The sequence below is a fragment of the Actinoallomurus acanthiterrae genome (genome assembly GCF_054775715.1).
In genome coordinates, this window is record NZ_BAAHCO010000001.1 from 5,868,125 (window position 1) to 5,889,845 (window position 21,721).

Here is a 21,721-nt window from a genome sequence, read left to right on the forward strand (position 1 = left end):
CGTACGTGTCCCGCCCGGCGACAGGAAGGACGCTCCATGACCGAGACCACTCTGGCGATCGAGGCCGTCGGCCTGGTCAAGGCTTTCGGTGAGACACGTGCCGTCAGCGGGCTCGATCTGGCCGTCCGCACTGGCACCATCTACGGCATCCTGGGGCCGAACGGGGCGGGTAAGACCACGACCGTCCGGATACTGTCCACGCTGCTGCGCCCGGACGCCGGCACCGCGCGTGTGCTGGGCATGGACGTGATCCGCGACGCGGATGCCGTGCGCGCCCGGATCGGGCTGACCGGCCAGTCCGTCTCGGTCGACGAGGACCTTACCGGCCGCGAGAACTTGATCCTCATGGGCTGGCTGCTGGGTTTCCGGCACGCCGCCGCAGGCGCGCGCGCCGACGAGCTGATCGGCGTCTTCCGCCTCGTCGAGGTCGCCGCCCGTCAGGTGAAGACCTACTCCGGAGGCGAGAAACGGCGGATCGACGTCGCAGCCAGCCTCCTCGTCACTCCGGACCTGCTGTTCCTGGACGAGCCTACGACCGGACTGGACCCGCTCAGCCGCGCCCAGGTGTGGGAGATCGTGCGGGTGCTGGTCGCCGCGGGCACCACCGTGCTGCTCACTACGCAGAACCTGGACGAGGCCGACCGTCTCGCCGACCGGATCGCCGTCATCGACCGTGGCACGGTCATCGCCGAGGGAACGCCTGGAGAGCTGAAGACCGCCGTCGGCTCGGGCGTCTTCCACGTGAGCCTGCACGACCCCGGACGGCGAGAGGACGCTGAACGCACGCTCGCGCGGGTGCTCGGCGTCCCCGTGTCACGGGACGCGGACCCGGCACGGCTCTCGGCGCGCGTTCTCGACCCGAGCCTCGCCGCCGCGGCGCTCGCCGAGCTGTCCCGAACGGGCGTGGAGCTGGCCGACTTCGCCGTTGGGCGGCCGAGCCTGGATGAGGTCTTCCTCGCCTTGACCGGTCACACCGGTGAGGGCCGCTTCGGTGACGGCCGGTCCAGGGAGCCGGCCGACGGGCGTACCGGTGGTGAGCCGGCCTGACGGCGCGCCGTAACCGTCACCGCAGGCCGTGCAGGCATAGGGCGAGACTCCGGGCCTCGATGTTGACCTGGTAGCTCGCCCGTGTGAGGGCCGTCAACTGCGCGGCCGTCACCCACAGGAAGTCCGGGGGGGTGCGGACGGGAAATGAGTCGTCCACCTCGACGATGACGTGTCGGGTCAGCGCCCGCTGGAAGCGCCCGCCCTCCTCCGATTGCCGCACGTCATAGTGGACCGTGACGCCGGGGGACCGGACCAGGTCGAGATACCGGGGGAGCCGGTCGTCGGGCAGGTTGGCGTAATTGTCCGGCGTGCACTGTACGGTCGGTCCCAGCTCGACGGTGTCCCGGTAGCCCGACCGCAGGTCGGCGCGGGCGAGTATGTACAGGACGCCGTCGATCCGCCGTACGACGAAGGCGACCAGGCCCTCGCCCCGGGGAGCGAGCAGCGGCTGGCACCAGCTCCCCACCTCGCGGTTGGTGGCCTGCACGCTGACACCGACGACGGTGAAGTACCGGCCGTCCTCGTGATAGATCTCGCGGTCGTTCCGGCGCCAGCCGATCACGGAGTTCAGCGGTACGGCGTCGGCGCTGAGCGTGTAGCCGACCTTGCGGCCGCTCAGCCAGCTCTGCACCTCGGTATGGGAGTGCAGCGTCGTGCCGCCCGCCCCGACGATCGAACTCCGCAGCGCGGCACGGAACCCATCGTCACCGATCGCCGCCTCGGGTGCCGGGAGCGGAAGGCAGGAGAGCACGGTCCTGGCGTCCATGTTGAGGAGATGCGGACGCCGGAGCAGGGCGAGGATCTCACCGAGGGTCAGCCAGATGAAGTCGTCGTGCGGTGCCACCTCCCCGGTCGCCTCTACCACGACGTTGCGGTTTCGCTTGCCGCGGAACCAGGAGCCCTGCTCGGACTGCAGGACGTCGACGAGCACCCGGGCGCGTCCGGGCTCGGTGAAGTACTCGAGGTAGCGCGAACCGTGGCCTTTGTGCACTCTGAGGAAGTTGCTCGGCGTCGCCTGCACCGTCGGGGAAAGCTGCACCCCGTTGACGTTGCCGGGCTCCATCTTGGCCTGCATCAGGAACCGCAGCACACCGTCGGTCTCCTTGGCCACGATCCCCAGGATGGCGCCATCCGGCTGGTCGATGATCGGCTGCCACCATTCGTGGACGTGCCCATAGTCGGTCCTCACGTGGGTGCCGACGACCGAGAAGAAACGGCCGGTCTCGTGGACCAGATCGCCCGACCCGGGAACGAAGTTCCATCCGTCCAGCTGCCCGAAGGGCACCGGGGCGACGTGGAAAGGGCGACTCCGCCGCCGCTCGGCCAGCCATGCCTCGATCTCCGCGACGGTCCGCGTCACGTGGCTCCCCGAGAGGGTGAGCCTGCGCGCCAGCTGCGTTTCGCCGGCCGGCATCTCACCGAGTCGCCGGCCCGCGTACGGAACAGCCATGTCTTCTCCATCCGGGCGATGGTCGCCAGATCGTTTCGGACGCAGGAGCCGTTCACCGTAAACTTTAAACAACTATAGCTTATCGCCCTCGATATGCGGCGCCGACTACCCGACGACGTCCAGATCCGGCAGGGGGAAGACCAGCTTTCCCCGCCGGCGACGAATGACCGTTCGCGTTCCACGAAGCCCTGCCGATGGATCCATGGAAGCACGAGCAGCTGGTCGGGGTCGTGCGCCTTGGCGGCGGATTCGGAGACGATCGGGATCCGGGTGCCGGGCGTGAAACGGCCGGGCTTGTCGGCGTTGACCTCGCCGATGCAGGGCAGGTCGTCGGGGCCGAGCCCGCAGAACTGCAGGATCACGTTGCCTTTCGTGGAGGCACCGTAGCCGACGGTGAGACGGCCTGCCCTGCGGGCGGCGTCGAGGAACTCGCGGAGCCCTTCCCGCCGGTCGCGAACCCGCTGGGCGAATGCCTCGAACGGCGCCATGGTGTCCAACGCCAGCCCGGCCTCCGCCGCGCGAACGCGTGCCAGCCGCCGCTCGTTCGCCGGGTGACGCGCGGTCCGCCGGGTGAGTGTGACACACAGGCTTCCGCCGTAGACGTCATTGACCTCGGCGTCGATGACGGCCAGCCCGACCCGGTCGGCCATCCACTCGATCTGGCCGAGCGCGTAATAGTCGAGATGCTCATGGCAGATCACGTCGTACGCGGTGTTCCGGAGCATCGACGGCAGGTAACTCTGCTCGAGGATCCACACGCCGTCGTCCGCGAGGATGTCGCGCACCTCGCGCATGAAATCCATCGGCCGCGGAAGGTCGTAGAACATCGCGATCGAGGTGACCGCCCTGGCCCGTCGGGCACCATACCGCTCGGCGAAGACCCGCCGGGAGAAGAAGTCGGTGATCAGCTCGACGTGGGGCGGATACAGGTCGCGGAACTGGGCGGCGATCGGATCGACGCCGACGAGGGTGGGACCGCCAGGGGGATAGCCGCGCAGCAACGTGCCGTCGTTGCTGCCGATGTCGACCACCAGGTCGTCGGGCTTCAGGTCCACCAGCCGGGTCATCGCCTCCACCTTCCGACGCAGATGCCGGACCATGTATGGGCGGATTCCGGAGCGGTACCCGTAGGTCCCGGCGTACATCAGCCGCATGTCGGCAGTGTGCCGGAGCTGGACGAGCCCGCATCCGTCCGGCGCGCACTTGACCAACTCGAGTGGTACGACCGGGACGACCTCATCGGGGCGGCGGGGGAAGACGCCGGTGAGGGCCTGCGGCCCCAGGCTCAACACCGGCAGCAGTGTCCGGTTGTCGCAGATGCGGCACTCTTCGATGATCATTCCTTCTCCCGCTCGTACGCGCGACCCCGAAGAAGCTAACTTGACTTAAATATAGTGAGCTTGGATGCTATCGCCATGCGACGCGTCAAACCCGCCTCGCAAGGCGGCCGCTCGCCGCCGGCGTCGGCCAGACGGGCTCCGTCCCGTCGGCGGGCGCGATCGGCGGTGACCGCATCGCGTCGTCCCGGTGCCTGGGCGCCCGGCCGTTCGGCCTTCCCCGCGGTACGCGAGGAATGGGAGTAGACGTGGATGGAATGGTGCTGATTCCCGGAGGACGGTTCCACCAGGGATCGCCGCCCTGGGTGCTCGACTGGCTGCAGAAGCAACGCAGGCAGCCGTTCCCCCGGCACTGGTTCACCGACGAGATTCCCCAGATCGATGTGTCGGTGCCGCAGTTCTGGATCGATCGCCATCCGGTGACCGTCGGTGACTTCCGCGAGTTCGTTCGTGACACCGGCTACATCACCGACGCGGAGAGGTCCGGCTACGGCATGGTGTACGGCGACCGGTACTGGCACGAGCACGAGTCCGCCTGCTGGTTCCGGCCTGCCGGTCGCGGAAGCGGCGTCGACGGCTACGACGACCATCCTGTCGTCCACATCTCCTGGAACGACGCGAACTCGTACGCCGAATGGGCCGGGAAACGGCTTCCCTCGGAGACCGAATGGGAGCTGGCCGCTCGCGGTTTCGAGTTCCGCGTCTGGCCCTGGGGCGACACCTGGCATCCGGACCGGGCCAACACCGCCGAGTACCACGCGGGCCCGATCGACTCTTTGGATGCCTGGCGCGAGTGGTGGGAGCGGGTGCACACCCGCGAGGGCCCGATGCCGCAGACGACGCCCGTCGGAAGCTTCTCCGACTGCGGCGACGGCGTCTTCGGTTGTGCCGACATGGCGGGGAACGTCTATGAATGGACCTCGACGCTGTCCTACCTCTATGACGAGACCTCGGACTGCGACGCCACGCTGCGTCTCGTGATGGGGCAGTACCGGGTGATCCGGGGTGGGTCCTGGATGAACTTCCGCTACCAGGTGCGCTGCGGCGAGCGCATGTACGGAAACCCGGACGGATGGTCGAACTTCGCGCTCGGCTTCCGGTGCGCGAAAGACGCCGACGCCGACACGGCCTCGACGGCGACACCGCGGGAGAGCAGATGGTGAAGATCGTACTGTCCTCGGCCTGGAGCCAGGGCGGGCGCACGGAGTTCGAGGGTGACGCCGGCTCGCTGCATGAGGTGATCAGGGCGTTCGCGGCCGGCAATCCGGCCTACCGCCGCCGGCTGCTGAACGCCGACGGCGAACCGCTCACCTACTTCAACGTCTATCTCGACGATGTCCTGGTACCTCGTCAGGATCGGGCCACGACCGAAGTCGAGGACCACACCACCGTGACGATAGTCCCTCCGCTGGCCGGAGGTTGACGCCGCGCGTCGCCCTCCGTCCGTGCGAACAGTCGATCGCCTAGGAACCCGATGCCTTACCAGATCGCCTTCGTCAACGCCGCCGACCACGGTCACGTGATGCCCACCCTGGGGGCCGTCACGGAGCTGGTCCGCCGCGGACACCAGGTCACATACGTCACCACGCGCGAGCGTGCGGCGCCGGTCGCGGCGGCCGGCGCGGAAGTCGTGTGTTACGAGTCTCGGATCGCGAGCGTCGATCCGGCCGCTGTCTTCGCGGACGAAGATCCGGCCACCCCGCACCTTCTGTACCTGGAGGAGAATCTGGCGATCCTCCACGCGGCGGAGCGGGCCCTCGACCAGACCCCGCCGGATCTGATCGCCTACGGTGACTTCCCGTTCATCGCCGGCCGGCTGCTGGCCGCGAGGTGGCAGCGGCCCGCATGCCGACTGAGCGCCGGGTTCGCCTCGAACGGGACGTACTCATTCAGCCAGGACATGGTCGCCGCCTCTGGCGGAATCAGCTCGGAGGTGCAGGCGACAGTCGAGGCGAGGCTCGCCGGCGTGCTCGCCGAGTACGGCGTGCGGGAGGCGGTGCCCGAGTTCACCGACGCCATCGAAGACCTCACGCTGGTGTTCATCCCGCGTGAGTTCCAGATCGCCGGCGACTCCTTCGACGAGCGGTTCCGGTTCGTCGGCCGTTCCCCCGTCGTCGGCGGGGAGCGGTGGTCCCCACCGGGTGACGGGCGGCGGGTGGTGCTGATCTCGCTGGGAACGACGTTCAACGACAACGCGGCGTTCTTCCGGGAATGCGCCGAGGCGTTCGCGGCGACGCCGTGGCACGTCGTGATGGCGGTCGGAGACCGGGTGGACGCGGAACTGCTGGGCGCGCTGCCGTCCAACGTCGAGGCGCATCGCTGGGTGCCCTACCCGGCAGTGCTGCCGCACGCCCGCGTCTTCGTCACCCATGGTGGCATGGGAGCGGTCATGGACGCGCTGGCCTTCGGCCGGCCGATGGTGGTGGTGCCGCACTCGTTCGACGTGCTGCCGATGGCACGGCGCGTCGCCGATCTGCGCCTGGGCGCCCTGCTGCGTCCGGAGGAACTGAGCGGCGAGGTGCTGCGGAAGGCGGTGGAGAACGTGGCAGGCGACGGGCGGATGCTCGAGCGGGTGCGGGGGATGCGGGCGTGCCTCCACGATGCCGGAGGCGCCGTGCGGGCGGCGGAGGAGCTTCAAGCCCACCTCGAACGGTCATGATCCCGCTGTTCAAGGTCGCGATGGCGCCCGACGCCCTGGGCCGCATCGCCGACGTCCTCGCCAGCGGAAGCCTGGAGAACGGGCCCAGGGCGGCCGAATTCGAGCAGGCCGTGGGCCGACGCCTGGGCAACCCCCGTACCGTGGCGGTCAACTGCGGAACCTCCGGGCTGCACCTGGCACTCAGCCTGCTGACCGGGCCGGGGCGCGATCCCGACGGGTGCGGCCCCGGGGAGGTGCTGAGCACCCCGCTCACGTTCGAGGGCACCAACTGGCCGATCCTCGCCAACGGGTTGCGCATCCGCTGGGTCGACATCGATCCGGCCACCCTCATGATCGACCTGGACGACCTCGCCGCGAAGATCTCCGAGAAGACCCGTGCCATCGTCGTCGTCCACTGGCTGGGCTATCCGGTGGATCTGGACGGGTTGGAAAAGACCGTCCTTCAGGCGGAGTCGCGTCTGGGCTTCCGGCCCATGGTGATCGAGGACTGCGCGCAGGCGTGGGGGGCCACCTATCGCGGGCTGCCGCTGGGAAACCACGGGAACATCTGCGTCTACAGCTTCGGCGCGATAAAGATCCTCACGTGCGGTAGCGGCGGTCTGATCGTGCTGCCCGACGACGAGCTCCATCGGCGCACCCGCCTGCGCCGCTGGTTCGGCATCGAGCGACAGTCCGACCGGATGCACGGTGACTATGACGTCGCGGAGTGGGGCTACCGCTTCCCCATGAGCGACATATCGGCCGCGATCGGCCTATCGAACCTGGAGATCGTTGATGGGCTCCTCGCCAGGGTCCGGCGGAACGCGGCCTTCTACGAGGAGGCGTTGACGGGCGTCGCCGGCCTGGAACGGATCCGGTGGGCGCCGGACCGCGAGCCGTCGTTCTGGGCGTATCCGCTGAAGGTGGCGGACCGGCGGTCGTTCATGCGGAAGATGGCCGAGGCGGGGATCACGACGAGCGTCATCTCGCGGCGCAACGACGCACACAGCTGTGTCGCCGGCCTGCGAACCGAGCTGCCCGGCGTGGACGCCGTGCATGACCGGGTGGTCTACGTCCCCGTGGGCTGGTGGCTCTCGGACGACGACCGCGGCCACGTCGTGGACACCATCCGGGCCGGTTGGTGACGGCATCAGGAAAGCTTTATTTACATATAGTGTCATGGTAGCGTCGTTGCGGGTGTTGCCATGAGCGCTCAGCGGGGCACGACGCCCGTTGCGCCCGACGTTTCCTTTGGAGGAGCCGATGTCGACGGCCTCACCGATCATGCGGCGAACGACCTGGCGGTTGTTCCTCGCCGCGGTCCTCGTCACCGGGTTGGGCGCCGGCGCCGTCCGGCCGGCCCAAGCCCAACAGTCCCTCAAGACGATCGTGTCCGCTGTCACGGCCGTCGACGGCTCCCGCCACACCATCACCAACCACCTGACGGACTTCGCCCCGCAGGCCACCGACCGGAAGGGGCCGCGGCACGAATGGCTGCTGGTGTGGAGCGGTGACGAGAGCCCGAGTTCGGCGAACTCACCGGACCCCGACTTCCTGGCCGTCGTCGACGTCACCCGTGGGACGCCCACGTACGGGAAGGTCGTCAACACGGTGACGATCAACGACGGGACCGGCAACGAGCCCCACCACATGCAGTACGTCTGGCACAAGGGCGACAAGGTCTACGCGGGCGGCATGTTCAGCGACCGGGTCTACGTCTTCGACGTCGCCCAGCTGCCGGTCGTGCGATTCTCCGGCGTGAAGTTGCCGTCCCAGACGCCGTGCGGCTCGGTTCCGGATGCCTTCCAGGTGCTGCGCGACGGCACCGCGTACGGGACGAACATGGGCGGTCCCAACGTCTCGGGCCCGTGCCGCTACACCGACGGGCAGGTCCGCGTCGGCAACGGGTTCGCCGGCTCGCCCGGTGATGTCGCGCGGATCGCGCCGGACGGGCGAGTGCTCGCCGAGGTCCCCTCGGCGTCGACGGAGAACGAGGGCCCCCGTTGTAAGAACAACCCGCCCCTGCCGGTGGACACCTGTGCCGACCCCCATGGCATCGCGGTACGCGAGGACCTCAACCGCATGGTCACCAGCGATCTGGCGGAGATCCGCAACACCCTGACCCCCAACCCGCCCAAGGACGGCGCGCCGGACACGGTCCGGATATATGACATCTCCGACCGCAACCGTCCCCGGCTGCTGTCCTACTCGCACCTGCCCTCGGGGCCTCGGCCCAAGCCGGAATGGTGGACCGGTGAAAACTATGCCGTGATGGAGACGGCAACGCCCTACCAGCACCGGCACCGCGGAGCGTTCGCCTCGACCATGGACGGCGCGGTCTTCTACACCCCCGACATCACCGTCTCGAAGCCGACGTGGCGAGAGGTCTTCGACGACGGGACGGCGCTGAAGGCCCTGTACCCGGACACGACCGACCCGACGAGCAGCATCGGGGACGGCGGCGCGTGGCTGGCGGTCACACCGGACGACCACTATCTGATCCACACCGAGCCGGCCGGAGGCGGCGCGAACCGCCAGTCCGGCACGCTCTATGCGCTCGACATCCGGAAGACGCTCGCCGCGGGCCGACGCGTCACATGCTCCATCGACAAGATCGAGGAGGTGACCGGCGGCGGGAGCGAGCCGGACTGCCCCAAGCTGGTCAACGCCACACCGATGACGGGCGGCCCGCATTGGGGGGCGATGGACAACTTCCAGTTGGGGCCCGACGGCTACTACCACCAGACCGATCGCATCACCCGCATGGTCACGTCGAACTACTTCGTCGCGGCGACCGGCTTCGACGGCGACCACCGGGTCTGCATGACCGACATGGCGCCCGACGGGCGCCTGTCCCTGGACACCTCCTTCCAGGACGAGAACCACCACACGCCCTGCCTCGACTTCAACCGGACGAGCTGGCCGCACGGTGACCGTGGCAACGCGCGGCCGCACGGCGTGCTGTTCGTCGTGGCGGACCGGGACCTCCGTTGAGGCGGCGGGCGCCGGAACATCCCGGCGCCCGCCCCCTGGGGACTGCCACGGGAGAAGTGAGGGGAGAACGGCGATGCCAGATGACGAGCAGGTGCGGCTCGGCCGCAGCGGCCTGAAGATCAGCCGTCTCGTCCTGGGCACGGTCAACTTCGGCGGCCGGGTCGACGAGCCGGAGGCACATCGGCTCATGGACCACGCGCTGGACAGGGGCATCACCGTCATAGACACCGCCGACATCTACGGCTGGCGGGTGTACAAAGGGCACACCGAAGAGGTCATCGGCAGGTGGCTCGGCGGGCGTCCCAAACGGCGGGACCAGGTCGTGCTGGCCACCAAGGTCGGCAGCCCGATGGGCGACGGCCCCAACGACAAGGGGCTGTCGGCGCGGCACATCATCGCCGGGTGCGAGGCGTCGTTGCGGCGGCTGCGGACGGACTGGATCGACCTTTACCAGATGCACCAGGTCGATCGTGCCGTCTCATGGGATGAGATATGGCAGGCGATGGACACCCTGGTGAGCCAGGGCAAGGTCCGCTACGTGGGGTCCTCCAACTTCGCCGGCTGGCATGTCGCGGCCGCCCAGGAGGCCGCTGCGCGCCGCGGCCTCCTGGGCCTCGTCTCCGAGCAGTGCGTCTATAACCTTGTGACGCGCCACGTGGAGCTGGAACTGATCCCCGCCGTACGGGCGTACGGGATCGGGACGCTGGTCTGGTCACCGCTGCACGGCGGGCTTCTCAGCGGGGCCCTGAAAAAGAGAGCCGAGGGCACGGCGGTCAAATCCGCGCAGGGAAGGGCCGACCTGGCGTTGAAGACCCGGCACCAGGTGATCGCCGAGTACGAGGCGTTCTGCGCACGGATCGGTCGGCCGCCGGCCGAGGTCGGCCTCGCCTGGGTGCTGTCCCGGCCGGGTGTGACCGGTGTCGTCACCGGTCCGCGCACCCCCGAGCACGTCGACGGCGCCCTGGGGGCGCTGGAGACGCCGCTGGACGACGATGAGGTCGCTCACCTCGAGGCGATGTTCCCGCCCGCCGGCAACGGCGGTCCCGCCCCCGAGGCGTGGATCACCTGAGCCCGGACGGACGCCACGGGCGGCTCGGCGGACGAGGTCCTCACAGGCTCAGGAGACGAGGTCGGCGAGACGCGCGGCGATCGTCGCGGGCGGGGGAAGCGAGCCGATCTCCTCATGCACCTCCGCGGTGGCCGTCGCCATCTTCTCGTCGCCCAGCAACCGTTCGAGCATCGCCGCGCCGACCTGGTCGCAGGACGACATCAGGCCGACGCCGCGCCGGTGCACGGCCCGCCCGACGGCCGGTGCCGCCTTGTCGGCGGGGTCGGGAACGACGAGTTGGGGGATGTTCGCCTCGAGCGCCGTCAGCATCGTGCTGCTTCCGCCGTGGTGGATCACTCCCGAACACGTGCGGAACAACTCGCCGTAGGGGATCCAGCCGATGGGCCTGATGTTCGGCGGCAGGGCGCCGAGCGCGTCGGCGTCGGCGCCGCCGAGGGCCAGGACGAACTCCGCGTCGACCTGCGCGGCCGCCGAAATGACCGGCTCCAGCGCGCCCAGCCCGAAGTAGCGGATGGCGAAACCGCCGCCCATCGAGATCGCGATGCGCGGCCGGCCGGGCCGCTCCGGAAGCCAGTCGCCGAGAACCCCGCCGCCGTTGTACGACGCGCCGCCCATGAACCACCCTTCGGGCTCCGTGTACAGCATGCTCGGCGGCATCGTCTCGACGGTCATCATCGGGTCGGGGACCTCGCCGATGCCGTACCGCTCGCACAGGTCGCCCATGAGTGCGGCGGCGACGTGGTGCGCGCGGTTGGTGGTGTACGGACCGATGTTGCGCTGAACCGCCGGTATCCCGAGCCGTGCCGCTACCATCGGGCCGACCGTCGTCGTCTGCTCGTAGACGACCAGGTCCGGCCGCCACCGGTCGGCCAGGTCCATGGTTCCCGGGACGAGCGGCCGGTTGATCCCCGCGAACATCGGCGCGCGGGGTTCTATATCCGCCTCCACGTCCTCGTTCCACGCCTCGGCGAACTCCGGATCGTCGACGAAGACCTGCCGGACGACGGAGACCGCGTCGTAGCCGGGTGCCACGTCGACGACGGGCAGGCCCGCGGCGGCGGCCTTGTCGGAGTGCTCGGCGAGCGCGACCATCACGTCGTGTCCGACGGCCCGGAACGCCAGCGCCAGCGAAACGATGGGGAAGAAGTGGCCGACGGCGGGAACGGAGGTGAACAGCACGCGCATGGGATATCGAACCTTCTGTGCCTGCGATCGCCCAGCGGCCCAGAGACTGGGCCGAAAATCCACTCGCTCGAACATTACTACATATTCTGCAAGTGATATAGCCTTGGAAATCCGCGGCGGGCACCGCGCCCGTACGGCCGGAACCGCAGGCCGGGACGCCTCGCCGGCCGACCGCTCCCGACGTATCTGGAGGCACGATGGCGGCGTCCCCGCCCCTGCCGGACCTGTCGTCCCGGCCCTTCGCGGCATCGGTGGAACGGGCCGTCCCGGTCTCGCCGGAGGCGCTCTTCGCGGCCTGGACGGAACGGTTCGACGAGTGGTTCGCCGAGCCTGGAGCGATCCGGATGGCGGCCGAGGCCGGCGCGCCGTACTTCTTCGAGACTTTCCACGAGGGCCGCCGCCATCCGCACTACGGCCGCTTCCTGCGGGTCGAGGCCGACAGGCTGATCGAGCTGACGTGGATGAACGAGGCGGGCACGCGCGGTGTCGAGACGGTTCTCACGGTCGAGCTCGTGCCGGAGGCGGACGGCACCCGCATGCGCCTGACCCACGCGGGCTTCCGCGACGAGATCACCGCCGCCGAGCACGAGGCGGCCTGGCGCTCGCTGATCGAGGAGCGCCTCGCGCCGCTCGTCCGCGAGCGGCCGGCGGGCCTGCGCTGAGCACCGGCGGCAGACGGCGGCCTGTCCGGACACCTCTCGACATGTCCGCACATTACTACATATATTTGTAGTTCTAAGCGACCCTGAGGGGTCTTCGTGGCCGGCGGCCGGGCACGGCCCGGCCCCCTCACGTCCGGGAGCGTACATGCCTTCAGCGGCGCAGGCGGAGGGGTACCGCCTCCTCTTCGACCACTTCGACACCGACCACGACGACCAGATCGAGCAGGACGACATCGACGTCCTCGTCCAGCGCTGGTGCGCCGCCCTGCACCGGGCGCCCGGCGACTCGGCGTGGCGGCAGATGACCCGGCGGTCGAACCGCCTGTGGCAGCATCTGCGCGGGCACACGAACGCGGAGGGCGACAAGCAGGTCAGCAAGACCGAGTGGGTCGACTCCCATGACGACGCCGGTTTCGTGCAGAACGTCGCGGTTCCCTGGGCGCTGGCCGTCTACGACCTCGGCGACGCCAAGGGTGACGGCAGGGTCTCGCTGCAGGCGTGGATGACCACGCACACGGTCTCCGGCTACGGCCAGGCCGAGAGCCTCGCCGCTTTCCAGGAACTGGACCACGACCGCGACGGCTACGTCGAGAAGAAGGACTTCATCCAGCACATCGAGGGCTTCTACCGGCCGCGCGACTGATCCGGCCGCGCGACTGATCCGGCCGCGCGACTGATCCGTCCGCGACGGACCCGACCGTGCGCCGCGAGCGGTCCTGGCCGCGCCGGAACCGCTCGCGGCGGCCCATCACCCGGAGAAGGCCGCCCGTGCGGTGGGGTTCCGGACGTACGCCTCGATCGCGTCGGCCGCGCGTAGAGGGCCACCGGCCTGCCTGACGTCGTCCTGCATCAAACGGACGCGTTCGCGGACGGCGGAGTCACCGGCCAGCCTCCGCAGCGCGGCGTCGAGACGCCCGGCACCGAGGTCCTCGGCGCGCAGCCGGTGCCCGAGGCCGAGGTCGACGACGCGATCGGCGGACGGCGCGGCCTCCGCGGCGACGTCGGGGAGGATGGCCAGTGGGCGCCCCCAGTACAGGCCGTCCATGACGGCGCCCGTCGTCCCGTGCGTCATGAAGACCGTCGCGTGCTCGAGCACCCGCACGAACGGAACCCACTGATGCGCCTCGACGTTCGGCGGCAGCGGCTCCAGCGACGCCGGGTCGAGCGCCGCTCCGATCGCCATGACCGCGTGCCACTCCGTGCCGGCGAGGGCCTCGGCGCAGGCACGGAAGAACTCCGGCCGTTCGTTGAACTGCGTGCCCAGCGAGATGAGCACCACCGGGGAGCCGTCGGCGGGCGGCCGCCAGTCGGCGTCGAACCGTGGCTTCGGATAGCTCGGGCCGACGAAGACGAACCGGTCGTCGAAGGTGTCCCCGGCGACCTGGAAGGACCGCGGCATGAAGACGATGTTGAGATCTTCGACGGCGTCCCAGAACTCGCGGATCCCCGAGCGCACGCCGTACTCCCGGAGCAGCGCGAGCATCGCGTGCCGCGGCGCCTCGACGTCTTCCAGCAGCTGGAACCCCTGGCTTCGGCGCAGGTCCTCCCAGATCGAGTAGTGCTCGTTCGCGGCGAACACCGGTGACGTCCGCACGGCCGGCCGTCCCCATCGGGCGGCCAGCAGCGCCGGCGATGAACGGGAAGACGTCGTAGACGATGACATCCGGCACGTCCGAGCCGAACGCCTCCTCGGCGGCCCGGAGGATCGCCACGTTCTCCCGGACGTAGACGAGGTGAAGCTGCTCTTCGGCGTCCTCGCGGCCGATCACGTCGGGAACGTGGAAGGTCTCGAACTCGGAGCGATATGGGACGAAACGGACGCCGGCCTCTTCGATGGCGTCCCGGAACAGACTGGTGGCCACGAAGCTGACGCGGTGCCCGCGTCCGGCCAACTCGGCCGCGACCCCGAGGGCCGGATAGACGTGCCCGTATCCTTGCACGCTGATGAAGAGAACGTGACAAGGCCGCATGGTCGCACTCCTCGGATCGATGACGATCGGACGCCCGGCGGGTGGTGACGGATCGCGGAGACCGCCGGTTCAGCCGCGCACGGCGGCCAGGTCCATGGCCCGGAAGCCCCGCTCGGCGAAGTCGCAGTACCAGAGCCGGCGCCCGTCCCAGGTCAGCCCGGTGGGATGGCCGACGACGGCGGTCCTGCCGAGATGCGCGCCGGTCTCGGGGTCCATGGCGTAGAGCATGGCGTCGAAACTGGCGTAGACAATGACCCCGTCCGCGTACGTCAGGCCGGAGGGGGCCTCGCCGAGCGCAGGGAACTCCCGCTGGACCGTCATGGTCGCGTAATCCCGCAGTTGCACCACCGTCGGGTCGCGGAGGTACAGCCACACTCCCTCAGGCCCGAACTCGGCCCCGGTGAGGCGGCCGCTGGAGGGAAGGACCGCCTTCTCACCGGTGACCTCGCCGGTCTCCGGGTCGATGAGCACGAGCCGTTTCGGCCGGCCGCCGACCTGGCAGAGCAGCCGCCCGTCGTAGGCCAGGTCCGCGCGTACGTGCGGGCAGTCGATCCGGCGCGTCAGGGTGCCGTCCGACGGGTCCACGGCGAAGATGCTCCCGGCCTCCTGGTCCGAGTGCCACAGGCGCTCTCCGTCCCAGGTGAGACCGCACATGTACGATCCTGGGCCCGGCAGGGTTGCCAGGACTCGGCCCACGGCGGGGTCCGGCGAGGTCATGTCCATCCCTCCGATCGGTCCGTGCGAACGGCGTGGTCGAGGGGGCGCGCGACGGGCACGTCCCCGTGTGGTGCTCCGTCCGCCTCGTTGCCGGGCGGCTCCAGCCACCAGGCGTTCCGCCGGGCCCATGCGACCGTCCTCGCCAGGCCGTCGGGCAGCGTCGTGGTCCAGCGCCATCCGAGCAGGCCGAAGGCCCGTGAGACGTCCGGGACGCGGCGGGGGATGTCCTCGTATCCGTCACCGAGCGCCGTCCGGGTTTCGACGGCGACCGGTGGCGGCCCGTTTCCGGCCAGCCGGGCGGCGAGCGACACGGCGTCGGCGATGGAGGTCTCCACGTCGCTGCCGACGTTGACGCACAGGCCGTCGGCCGCGGTGCGCGCACCGGCGCGCACGGTCGCGTCGACGGCGTCGTCGACGAAAGTGAAGCACCGTGTCTGCGCGCCGCCGTCGTACAGCAGTGGCGGGAGCCCGCGCAGCACCCGGTGCACCGTGTTGCTGAGCACGTACGCCGGGCGCTGGCGCGGACCGTACACATTGAAGTAGCGCACGATCGAGGCCCGCAGGCCGCGGCCGTGCGCGTACGCGAGGGCCATGTGCTCGGCGACGGCCTTGCTCGAGGAGTACGACCAGCGCCGCGCCGCCGTGCTGCCGAGCACACGATCGGCATCCTCCGGCCACGGCGCGCGGGGGTTCTTGCCGTAGATCTCGCTGGTGCTGGCGAGGACCACCTTGCTCCCGGCGCGCAGCGCGCACCCGAGCACGTTGCGGGTTCCGGTGACCGTGACGTCGATGACGTCGAGGGGGTCACCGAGGTAGCGGTCGACCCCGACCATGGCGGACAGGTGGTAGACGGTGTCGACACCAGGCCCGACGACCGCGCCGAGCGCCGAGGCGTCGCGTACGTCGGCCGCGACGTGGCGGACGCGGCCCGGCGGGCACCGCAGGTCGGGCGGCGGCGGGGCGAGATCATAAACGATCACTTCGTCCCCGCGCCGGGCGAGGCGTTCGACGAGATGACTTCCGACGAAGCCGTGGCCGCCGGTGACCACCGTCTTCCGCGCGGTCACCGGCCGACTCCGCGATGGCGGAAGCCCAGCTCGCGCAGCCGCCGGACCGTCCCGGCCGGATGCTGCCCGCGCCCGTCGAAGATCAGGCAGGGCATCGCCACCAGCCGTCGCAGGCGTTCGGGATCGATGCCGCCGAACGCCCGGTGACCGGCGAGTACGGCGACGCAGTCGGCGCCCGCCACCGCCTCATCGAGGCTTCCGGCGGGGGACTGGCCGAACTCGGCGCGGATCTGGGCCGGATCGGCCAGCGGGTCGAAGAGGCGGACCCGCGCCCCGGAGGAGCGCAGCGCCCGTACGACGGGCAGGACCGGGGTGTTGCGCAGGTCGCCGGTCTCGTTCTTGAACGCGACGCCGAGCAGGGCGACCGTTGCGGATCCGAGGTCCTTGCCCATCTTGGCCAGCTCGTCCCGGATCACCTCGTAGGCGTACTCGGGCATCAGGTCGTTGACCTGGCGTGCGGTCTCCACCGTGCGCAGGCGCACGCCCCGGTCCTCGGCCGCTCGCCAGGTCATCCAGGGGTCCTTGGTCAGGCAGGCGCCGCCGACGCCGACGCCGGGCCGCAGGATGTTGACGTGGCCGTCCCCCTTCGGCAGCGAGTTGGAGGCGGCGATGACGTCCAGCACGTCCGCCTCGAACAGCGCGCAGAACCGGGCCAGCTCGTTGGCCATCGCGACGTTCGCGTCGATCCACCAGTTGGTCGCCAGCTTAACGATCTCCGCTACGTCGGCGGTCGGCACCGTGTGGACGGGCACGCCGACAGCGGTCTGCCAGAATCGGGCCGCCGCGGCGGTGCTGTCCGCGTCGTACCCGCCGACCACCACGGCCAGCTTCCGGAGCTGGGCCAGCGCGTCGCCTTCGGCCAGCCGTTCCGGGCAGTACGCCAGGCCGAAGTCCTCGCCCGCCCGCAGGCCGCCGCTCTCCAGCAGGGGCGCCACGAGTGTGCGCGTCGTCCCCGGCACGACCGTGCTCTTCACGATGACGAGCTGGCCGGGACGGAGACGGGTGGCGAGCCGCCGGCACGCGTCCTCGAGCTGGCCGGTGAGCAGCACGCCGTGGTCGTCCACCGGCGTGCCGACCGTGATGAGCACGACGTCCGCCGTGTGCGCGGCGTCGTAGTCGGTGGTGACGGACAGGCGCGGCGAACCGGCCAGCCGCCGTACGGCGTCGGCCAGGCCGGGTTCAGGGACTCCGCACCGGGCGTCCCGCATGCCGTCGATGAGCGCGTCGTCGTTGTCGATGCCGACAACCGTCATCCCGTGTTCGGCGAGGGTGATCCCGATGCACGTGCCGATGTACCCGAATCCCGCGATCGCGACCGTCGGTCGTTGCGAATCAGACAAGAATCGCACGGTCACCTTCCTTGCCGCGGGTTCCTGGCTCTGCTGATACCCAAGCAAAGATGGTACATGAATCTAAAGTCTGAAACATGGCCTAGTGTCGGCGCGCGTCGGATCTTCGCTGACCCAGAGCGAATAGTCGGAGGTGGCGGCGTCGGGCCCGGCATCTCTAAGTAGAAGAAGAGATAGTAAATCGGATCCGCTCCCACTAGAGTGGGGGACCGCGTCGCCAAGACCGACGGCGGGTCGGTGAGCCAGGCCGACCGGCCAGCAGCGAGGGGAGGCGCGATGGCTTCGGTCCCACCACCGCGGCCCGGATCGGCCGACGACCTGTGGCGCGCCCTGGTGCGCCCGGCGCGACCGCCGGCGGCCGGTGCGCTGTCCGCGGTACGCGCGTTCGCGTGGCGTGGCCTGACGAAGATCAGGCACAACCCCGACCAACTGGCCGACGCGGTGATCTTTCCGATCATGTTCATGCTGCTGTTCACGTACGTGTTCGGGGGCGCGATCGCCGGCTCCCCGCGCGGCTTCCTCCAGTTCTTCCTGCCGGGCATACTCGTCATGGCGGCGCTGATGACCAGCATGTACGTCGGTTTCACCCTCAACGTCGACCTCGCCCGGGGCGGCCTCGCGCGGTTCCGCGCGCTGCCGGTCTGGCGACCGTCCCCACTCGTCGGCGCGATCCTCGCGTCGGCGGTACGCGGCCTCACCGGCACGGTGGTCTGCCTGCTCGCCGGCGTAGCGCTGGGATTCCGGCCCCATGGCGGCCTCGTCGGCGTGCTGTTGGCGTTGGCGTTGCTCCAGGTGTTCGCGTTCAGCCTGGCCTGGATCTGGACCCTGCTGGGCGTCGCGCTCCCGACCCCGGCCACCGCGCAGAGCCTGATGTTCGCGCTGAACTCGGTCCTGCTGACGGCCAGCGACTTTCTCGCGCCCGAGCGGACCATGCCCGCCTGGCTCCGGAGGCTGGTCGGCCTGAACCCCGTGACCCACGCGATGAGAGCCGTACGCGGGCTCATGGCGGGCACCGCGACGGCCGATCAGATCGGCTCGGCGCTGGTGGCGTGCGCGGTGCTCGTCGTGGCGTTCGCCCCGCCCGCGGTCCACCTCTACCACCGTGAGCGGTAGCGGCGGACGGCCACGGACCTTCGATGATCGGACCCACCGACGGACGGAGAGGAGGATGAGCGCCGCCCCACCGCCCCGGCCACCGGAGACGGAACGGGATCTCCGCGACGTGCTGCGGGGCCCGGCCCGCCCGCCGAAGGCGGGGCCGCTCTCGGCCTCCCTGACGTTCGGATGGCGGACGCTGCGGAAGGTCCGGCATGCCCCGGACCAGCTTTCGGGCGCCGTGATCATGCCGACCATGTTGACCGTGCTCTTCACCTACCTGCTCGGCGGCGCCATCGCCGGATCCGCAGGCGGTTATCTGCAGTACCTGCTGCCGGGGATCATCGTGCTCGCGGTCGTCCTGGCGACCGCCCAGACCGGGATCACACTGAACCTCGACCTCACCACCGGAGCGTTCGACCGGTTCCGCGTCCTGCCGATCTGGCGTCCGTCGGTGCTCCTCGGCGCGATGTGCGGGGACGTCTTCCGATACCTGACCGCCTCGGTGCTGCCGCTTGGGATCGGGCTCGCCTTGGGCTTCCGGCCGCACGGCGGCCCCGTCGGCGTGCTCCTGGCGCTGCTGTTCCTCCAGGCGTTCGCCTTCAGCCTCGCCTGGATCTGGACCGCGCTGGCGATGCTGGTGAAGACGCCGGCGACGGCGCAGATGCTGAGCGCGATGGGGCAGTTCGTGCTCGCCTTCGGCGCAAACGTCTTCGTGCCCACGCGGACGATGCCGGGATGGCTCCAGGCGTTTACCGGGGTCAACCCGGTGACGCGCGCGGCGACGGCGGTACGCGGGCTGATGGAGGGCACGGCGACGGCCGGCTTGGTCCCGCCCTTCTCGCCTGCGCGGCGGTGGTCGCCGTCTTCGCTCCGCTCACCGCGTACGGATACGACCGGCTCCGGCGGTGACCCCGCACCGGGTCCGGCGGCCGCCGTCAGTCACTCGAGGCCAGGTCACGGACGCGTTCGAGGTAGCCCTCGATGCCGTCCGCCGCCTCGGCGGGCCCGGTCTCGTGCCGCACCCGCCGCTGCATCTCCCGCAGGTGCCGGGTCATCGCCGTGTCCGCGGAAACCTCCTGGATCGCCCGCCGCAGGCGCACGGCGTCATAGCCGTCGCTGGAGATCATGCGCCCGAGTCCGAGCTCGACCACGCGTTCGGCGATCGGCCTGACCTCGGGGGAGTGGGGTACGGCCACGATCGGGCGTGCCCAGTACAGCGACTGCATGACCGTGCCGAAGCCGGCGTTGGTCACGCACGCCTGCGCGTGCTCGAGCACCGCCATGTGCGGCACCCAGCGATGCGCCTCCACGTTCGGCGGGAGCGGGCGGAGTCCTTCGAGGTCGACCCACTGGCCGACCGACATCACGGTGTGCCAGGGCATCCCGGCTGACGCCTCCGCGCAGGCGCGGAAGAACTCCGGATGGTTGTTGATGCCGGTGCCCAGCGTGACCAGCACCACGGGTCGTCCGTCAGCCGGCGGTGTCCACGCGCCGGCGTGGTCTTCCGCGTCGAGGCACGGCCCGACGAACAGGAAACGCTCGTCGAAGGTCTCGTCGGCGATCTGGAACTCACGCGGGATGAACACGATGTTGAGGTCTTCTATGGTCGTCTCGAACTCCGGGACGGGAGCCTCGACGCCGTACTCGCGGAGTAGCGCGCCCATCTCGGTGACGAACTGTTCGGTCACCGAGAACGTCGAGGCGTCGAGCGTCGCCTTCATGTAGGAGAAGTGCTCGTTGTCGGCGAAGTTCGGGTAGAGCCGCGCGGCCGGCCGTGCCCAGCGGCGGGCCAGCAGCTTGCCGGCGATGAAGGGGAACGTGTCGTAGGCGACGAGGTCCGGCGGATCCTCATCGAGCGCCGCCTCAGCGGCCCGCAGGATCGAGACGTTCTCGTCGAGGTACAGCATGTGCGCGCGGTTTCCGTCACCTCCTTCGGCGAAGACCTGGGTGGCGTCGACCCGGGTCAGTATGGAGTCGTAGTGGATCACTCCGGCGCCGGACGGGGTGATGACCGGCGCCAGATCTTTCGATGTCAGGTATGTGACACGGTGGCCGCGTCGGACCAACTCGGCGGCCGCCGGCAGCGAGTAGTTGACATGACCGATGGCGGCGATGCCGACGATGAGGATGTGCGCGCCCATTGCCCGTGCCCTCCGTGAGATTGACTACTATGTTAACTTAAAGTTATGGCCGGTCAATTTCCACTGCCGCAGGACGGCTGAGCCGCGATCGCGACACCGGGAGGAAGCCGATGGCCTGGCTGGTGACCGGGGCGAGCGGCCTGCTCGGCACCGAGGTGGTGAGCAGGCTGAGATCGTCTGGGGCCGACGTGGTCGCCCTCTCCCGTGCCGACCTCGACATCCGTGACGAGGGCGCCGTACGCGAGACGCTCCGGCGCCGCCGTCCCCACGTCGTCGTCAACTGCGCTGCGTGGACGGCTGTGGACGACGCCGAGTACGAGGAGGACGGCGCCACGGCGGTGAACGGCACGGCGGTCGGGAACCTCGTCCGGAGCGCCGCGCGGATCCGGGCGCGGCTGATCCACGTGTCGACCGACGCCGTGTTCGACGGTGCCGCGTCGGTTCCCTATGCCGAAGATGCCACCCCGGCCCCGGTGAACGCGTACGGGCGCAGCAAGCTGGCCGGTGAGCGCGCGGTCCTCGAGGGGCCCGGGCAGTACGGATATGTCGTCCGGACCGCATGGCTCTACGGTGCCCGGGGGCGCGACTTCGTGCGCACCATGATCCGGATCGCCGCGGGCCACGGCGCCGTCGACGTGGTCGCCGATCAGTGGGGGCAGCCCACGTGGGTGGCCGACGTCGCCGAGCGCATCCTGTTGCTCGGCGGCGGAGACGCGCCCGGTGGCGTGTACCACGCCACCAACGCCGGGCAGACCAGCAGGTGGGGGCTGGCGAGAGAGGTGTTCCTGCGGCTCGGCGCCGACCCCGGCCGCGTGCGCGCGGTGTCCGGTGCGGACCTGGCCCGGCCGGCGTGCAGGGGCGCGTACACGGTGCTCGGCCACGCCCGGTGGGCCGCTGCGGGAATCCCGCCGCCGCGCCACTGGCGGGCGGCGCTGAGCGCGGCATGGCCGGATCTTCGCGCCGCCACTGACGAGATTGAACTTTAAAATGATATAGT

20 protein-coding genes and 2 pseudogenes are annotated in these 21,721 nt (G+C 70.0%); 13 read left to right on the forward strand and 9 right to left on the reverse strand.

Annotation, left to right across the window (positions count from 1 at the left end; all coding sequences use genetic code 11):
* The first annotated feature begins 36 nt into the window (after window positions 1-36).
* On the forward strand, window positions 37-1,047 hold the full coding sequence (locus tag ACYVF7_RS27785) for an ATP-binding cassette domain-containing protein (protein ID WP_460346550.1): 1,011 nt from the start codon (window positions 37-39) through the stop codon (window positions 1,045-1,047).
* Between the two features lie 16 nt (window positions 1,048-1,063).
* On the opposite strand, the gene ACYVF7_RS27790 is transcribed toward ACYVF7_RS27785, so the two are convergent.
* A complete protein-coding gene (locus ACYVF7_RS27790) occupies window positions 1,064-2,407 on the reverse strand; it encodes an NDP-hexose 2,3-dehydratase family protein (RefSeq protein ID WP_460346552.1) in 1,344 nt (447 codons plus the stop codon).
* The gene (locus ACYVF7_RS27795; RefSeq protein ID WP_460346554.1) at window positions 2,404-3,837 is read right to left on the reverse strand and encodes a class I SAM-dependent methyltransferase; all 1,434 of its coding nucleotides are present in this window, start codon (window positions 3,835-3,837) and stop codon (window positions 2,404-2,406) included. Before ACYVF7_RS27795 ends, ACYVF7_RS27790 begins: the two co-directional genes overlap by 4 nt.
* 254 nt (window positions 3,838-4,091) lie before the next feature.
* On the opposite strand from ACYVF7_RS27795, the gene ACYVF7_RS27800 reads away from it, so the two are divergent.
* The 6 genes from ACYVF7_RS27800 (at window position 4,092) to ACYVF7_RS27825 (ending at window position 10,535) form a co-directional block, all read left to right on the forward strand.
* A complete protein-coding gene (locus tag ACYVF7_RS27800) occupies window positions 4,092-4,997 on the forward strand; it encodes a formylglycine-generating enzyme family protein (protein ID WP_460358142.1) in 906 nt (301 codons plus the stop codon).
* Window positions 4,991-5,257, forward strand: a complete 267-nt coding sequence (locus ACYVF7_RS27805) for a MoaD/ThiS family protein (protein ID WP_460346556.1) — start codon at window positions 4,991-4,993, stop codon at window positions 5,255-5,257. Before ACYVF7_RS27800 ends, ACYVF7_RS27805 begins: the two co-directional genes overlap by 7 nt.
* Before the next feature lie 51 nt (window positions 5,258-5,308).
* Complete coding sequence (locus ACYVF7_RS27810) at window positions 5,309-6,493, forward strand: macrolide family glycosyltransferase (RefSeq protein ID WP_460346558.1); 1,185 nt, start codon at window positions 5,309-5,311, stop codon at window positions 6,491-6,493.
* Window positions 6,490-7,617, forward strand: coding sequence for a DegT/DnrJ/EryC1/StrS family aminotransferase (locus tag ACYVF7_RS27815; protein WP_460346559.1), 1,128 nt, complete (start codon window positions 6,490-6,492; stop codon window positions 7,615-7,617). Before ACYVF7_RS27810 ends, ACYVF7_RS27815 begins: the two co-directional genes overlap by 4 nt.
* 118 nt (window positions 7,618-7,735) lie before the next feature.
* On the forward strand, window positions 7,736-9,466 hold the full coding sequence (locus ACYVF7_RS27820) for a hypothetical protein (RefSeq protein WP_460346561.1): 1,731 nt from the start codon (window positions 7,736-7,738) through the stop codon (window positions 9,464-9,466).
* Window positions 9,467-9,539: 73 nt separating this feature from the next.
* A complete protein-coding gene (locus ACYVF7_RS27825) occupies window positions 9,540-10,535 on the forward strand; it encodes an aldo/keto reductase (RefSeq protein WP_460346563.1) in 996 nt (331 codons plus the stop codon).
* A 48-nt stretch (window positions 10,536-10,583) separates the two neighbouring features.
* Here the strand turns inward: ACYVF7_RS27825 and ACYVF7_RS27830 are convergent, their stop codons facing one another.
* Window positions 10,584-11,720 carry a glycosyltransferase gene (locus ACYVF7_RS27830; RefSeq protein ID WP_460346565.1) on the reverse strand — a complete coding sequence of 379 codons (1,137 nt, stop codon included), beginning with the start codon at window positions 11,718-11,720 and terminating at the stop codon, window positions 10,584-10,586.
* Between the two features lie 197 nt (window positions 11,721-11,917).
* On the opposite strand from ACYVF7_RS27830, the gene ACYVF7_RS27835 reads away from it, so the two are divergent.
* Both ACYVF7_RS27835 and ACYVF7_RS27840 read left to right on the forward strand, forming a co-directional pair.
* Window positions 11,918-12,382 (forward strand): SRPBCC family protein, encoded by a 465-nt coding sequence (locus tag ACYVF7_RS27835; RefSeq protein WP_460346567.1) that lies wholly within the window; start codon window positions 11,918-11,920, stop codon window positions 12,380-12,382.
* A gap of 145 nt (window positions 12,383-12,527) precedes the next feature.
* Window positions 12,528-13,025 (forward strand): EF-hand domain-containing protein, encoded by a 498-nt coding sequence (locus ACYVF7_RS27840; RefSeq protein WP_460346569.1) that lies wholly within the window; start codon window positions 12,528-12,530, stop codon window positions 13,023-13,025.
* A gap of 105 nt (window positions 13,026-13,130) precedes the next feature.
* Here ACYVF7_RS27840 and ACYVF7_RS27845 read toward each other — a convergent pair whose 3' ends face one another.
* The 5 genes and pseudogenes from ACYVF7_RS27845 to ACYVF7_RS27865 all read right to left on the reverse strand — a co-directional run bounded on the left by ACYVF7_RS27845 (window position 13,131) and on the right by ACYVF7_RS27865 (window position 17,485).
* Entirely contained in the window at window positions 13,131-14,045 is a 915-nt protein-coding gene (locus ACYVF7_RS27845) for a macrolide family glycosyltransferase (RefSeq protein ID WP_460346571.1), read from the reverse strand.
* A 199-nt stretch (window positions 14,046-14,244) separates the two neighbouring features.
* A pseudogene (locus ACYVF7_RS27850) lies at window positions 14,245-14,352 on the reverse strand (hypothetical protein); the annotation flags it as partial.
* A 69-nt stretch (window positions 14,353-14,421) separates the two neighbouring features.
* Window positions 14,422-15,006 carry a YncE family protein gene (locus tag ACYVF7_RS27855; protein WP_460346573.1) on the reverse strand — a complete coding sequence of 195 codons (585 nt, stop codon included), beginning with the start codon at window positions 15,004-15,006 and terminating at the stop codon, window positions 14,422-14,424.
* 59 nt (window positions 15,007-15,065) lie between these two features.
* Window positions 15,066-16,136 (reverse strand): NAD-dependent epimerase/dehydratase family protein, encoded by a 1,071-nt coding sequence (locus tag ACYVF7_RS27860; RefSeq protein ID WP_460346575.1) that lies wholly within the window; start codon window positions 16,134-16,136, stop codon window positions 15,066-15,068.
* Window positions 16,133-17,485, reverse strand: a complete 1,353-nt coding sequence (locus tag ACYVF7_RS27865; protein ID WP_460346577.1) for a nucleotide sugar dehydrogenase — start codon at window positions 17,483-17,485, stop codon at window positions 16,133-16,135. The genes ACYVF7_RS27860 and ACYVF7_RS27865 overlap by 4 nt, the downstream gene beginning before the upstream one ends.
* A 276-nt stretch (window positions 17,486-17,761) precedes the next feature.
* On the opposite strand from ACYVF7_RS27865, the gene ACYVF7_RS27870 reads away from it, so the two are divergent.
* The 3 genes and pseudogenes from ACYVF7_RS27870 (at window position 17,762) to ACYVF7_RS27880 (ending at window position 19,492) form a co-directional block, all read left to right on the forward strand.
* A complete protein-coding gene (locus ACYVF7_RS27870) occupies window positions 17,762-18,598 on the forward strand; it encodes an ABC transporter permease (RefSeq protein ID WP_460346579.1) in 837 nt (278 codons plus the stop codon).
* Window positions 18,599-18,653: 55 nt separating this feature from the next.
* A pseudogene (locus ACYVF7_RS27875) lies at window positions 18,654-19,334 on the forward strand (ABC transporter permease); the annotation flags it as partial.
* Complete coding sequence (locus tag ACYVF7_RS27880) at window positions 19,319-19,492, forward strand: hypothetical protein (protein ID WP_460358636.1); 174 nt, start codon at window positions 19,319-19,321, stop codon at window positions 19,490-19,492. The pseudogene ACYVF7_RS27875 and the gene ACYVF7_RS27880, both read left to right, overlap by 16 nt.
* A gap of 26 nt (window positions 19,493-19,518) precedes the next feature.
* Here ACYVF7_RS27880 and ACYVF7_RS27885 read toward each other — a convergent pair whose 3' ends face one another.
* Window positions 19,519-20,724: a macrolide family glycosyltransferase gene (locus ACYVF7_RS27885; protein WP_460346581.1), complete on the reverse strand. Its 1,206-nt coding sequence runs from the start codon at window positions 20,722-20,724 to the stop codon at window positions 19,519-19,521.
* 110 nt (window positions 20,725-20,834) lie between these two features.
* Between ACYVF7_RS27885 and rfbD the strand changes: the two genes are divergently transcribed.
* Entirely contained in the window at window positions 20,835-21,710 is an 876-nt protein-coding gene (gene rfbD, locus ACYVF7_RS27890) for a dTDP-4-dehydrorhamnose reductase (protein ID WP_460346583.1), read from the forward strand.
* The last annotated feature ends 11 nt before the right edge of the window (window positions 21,711-21,721 follow it).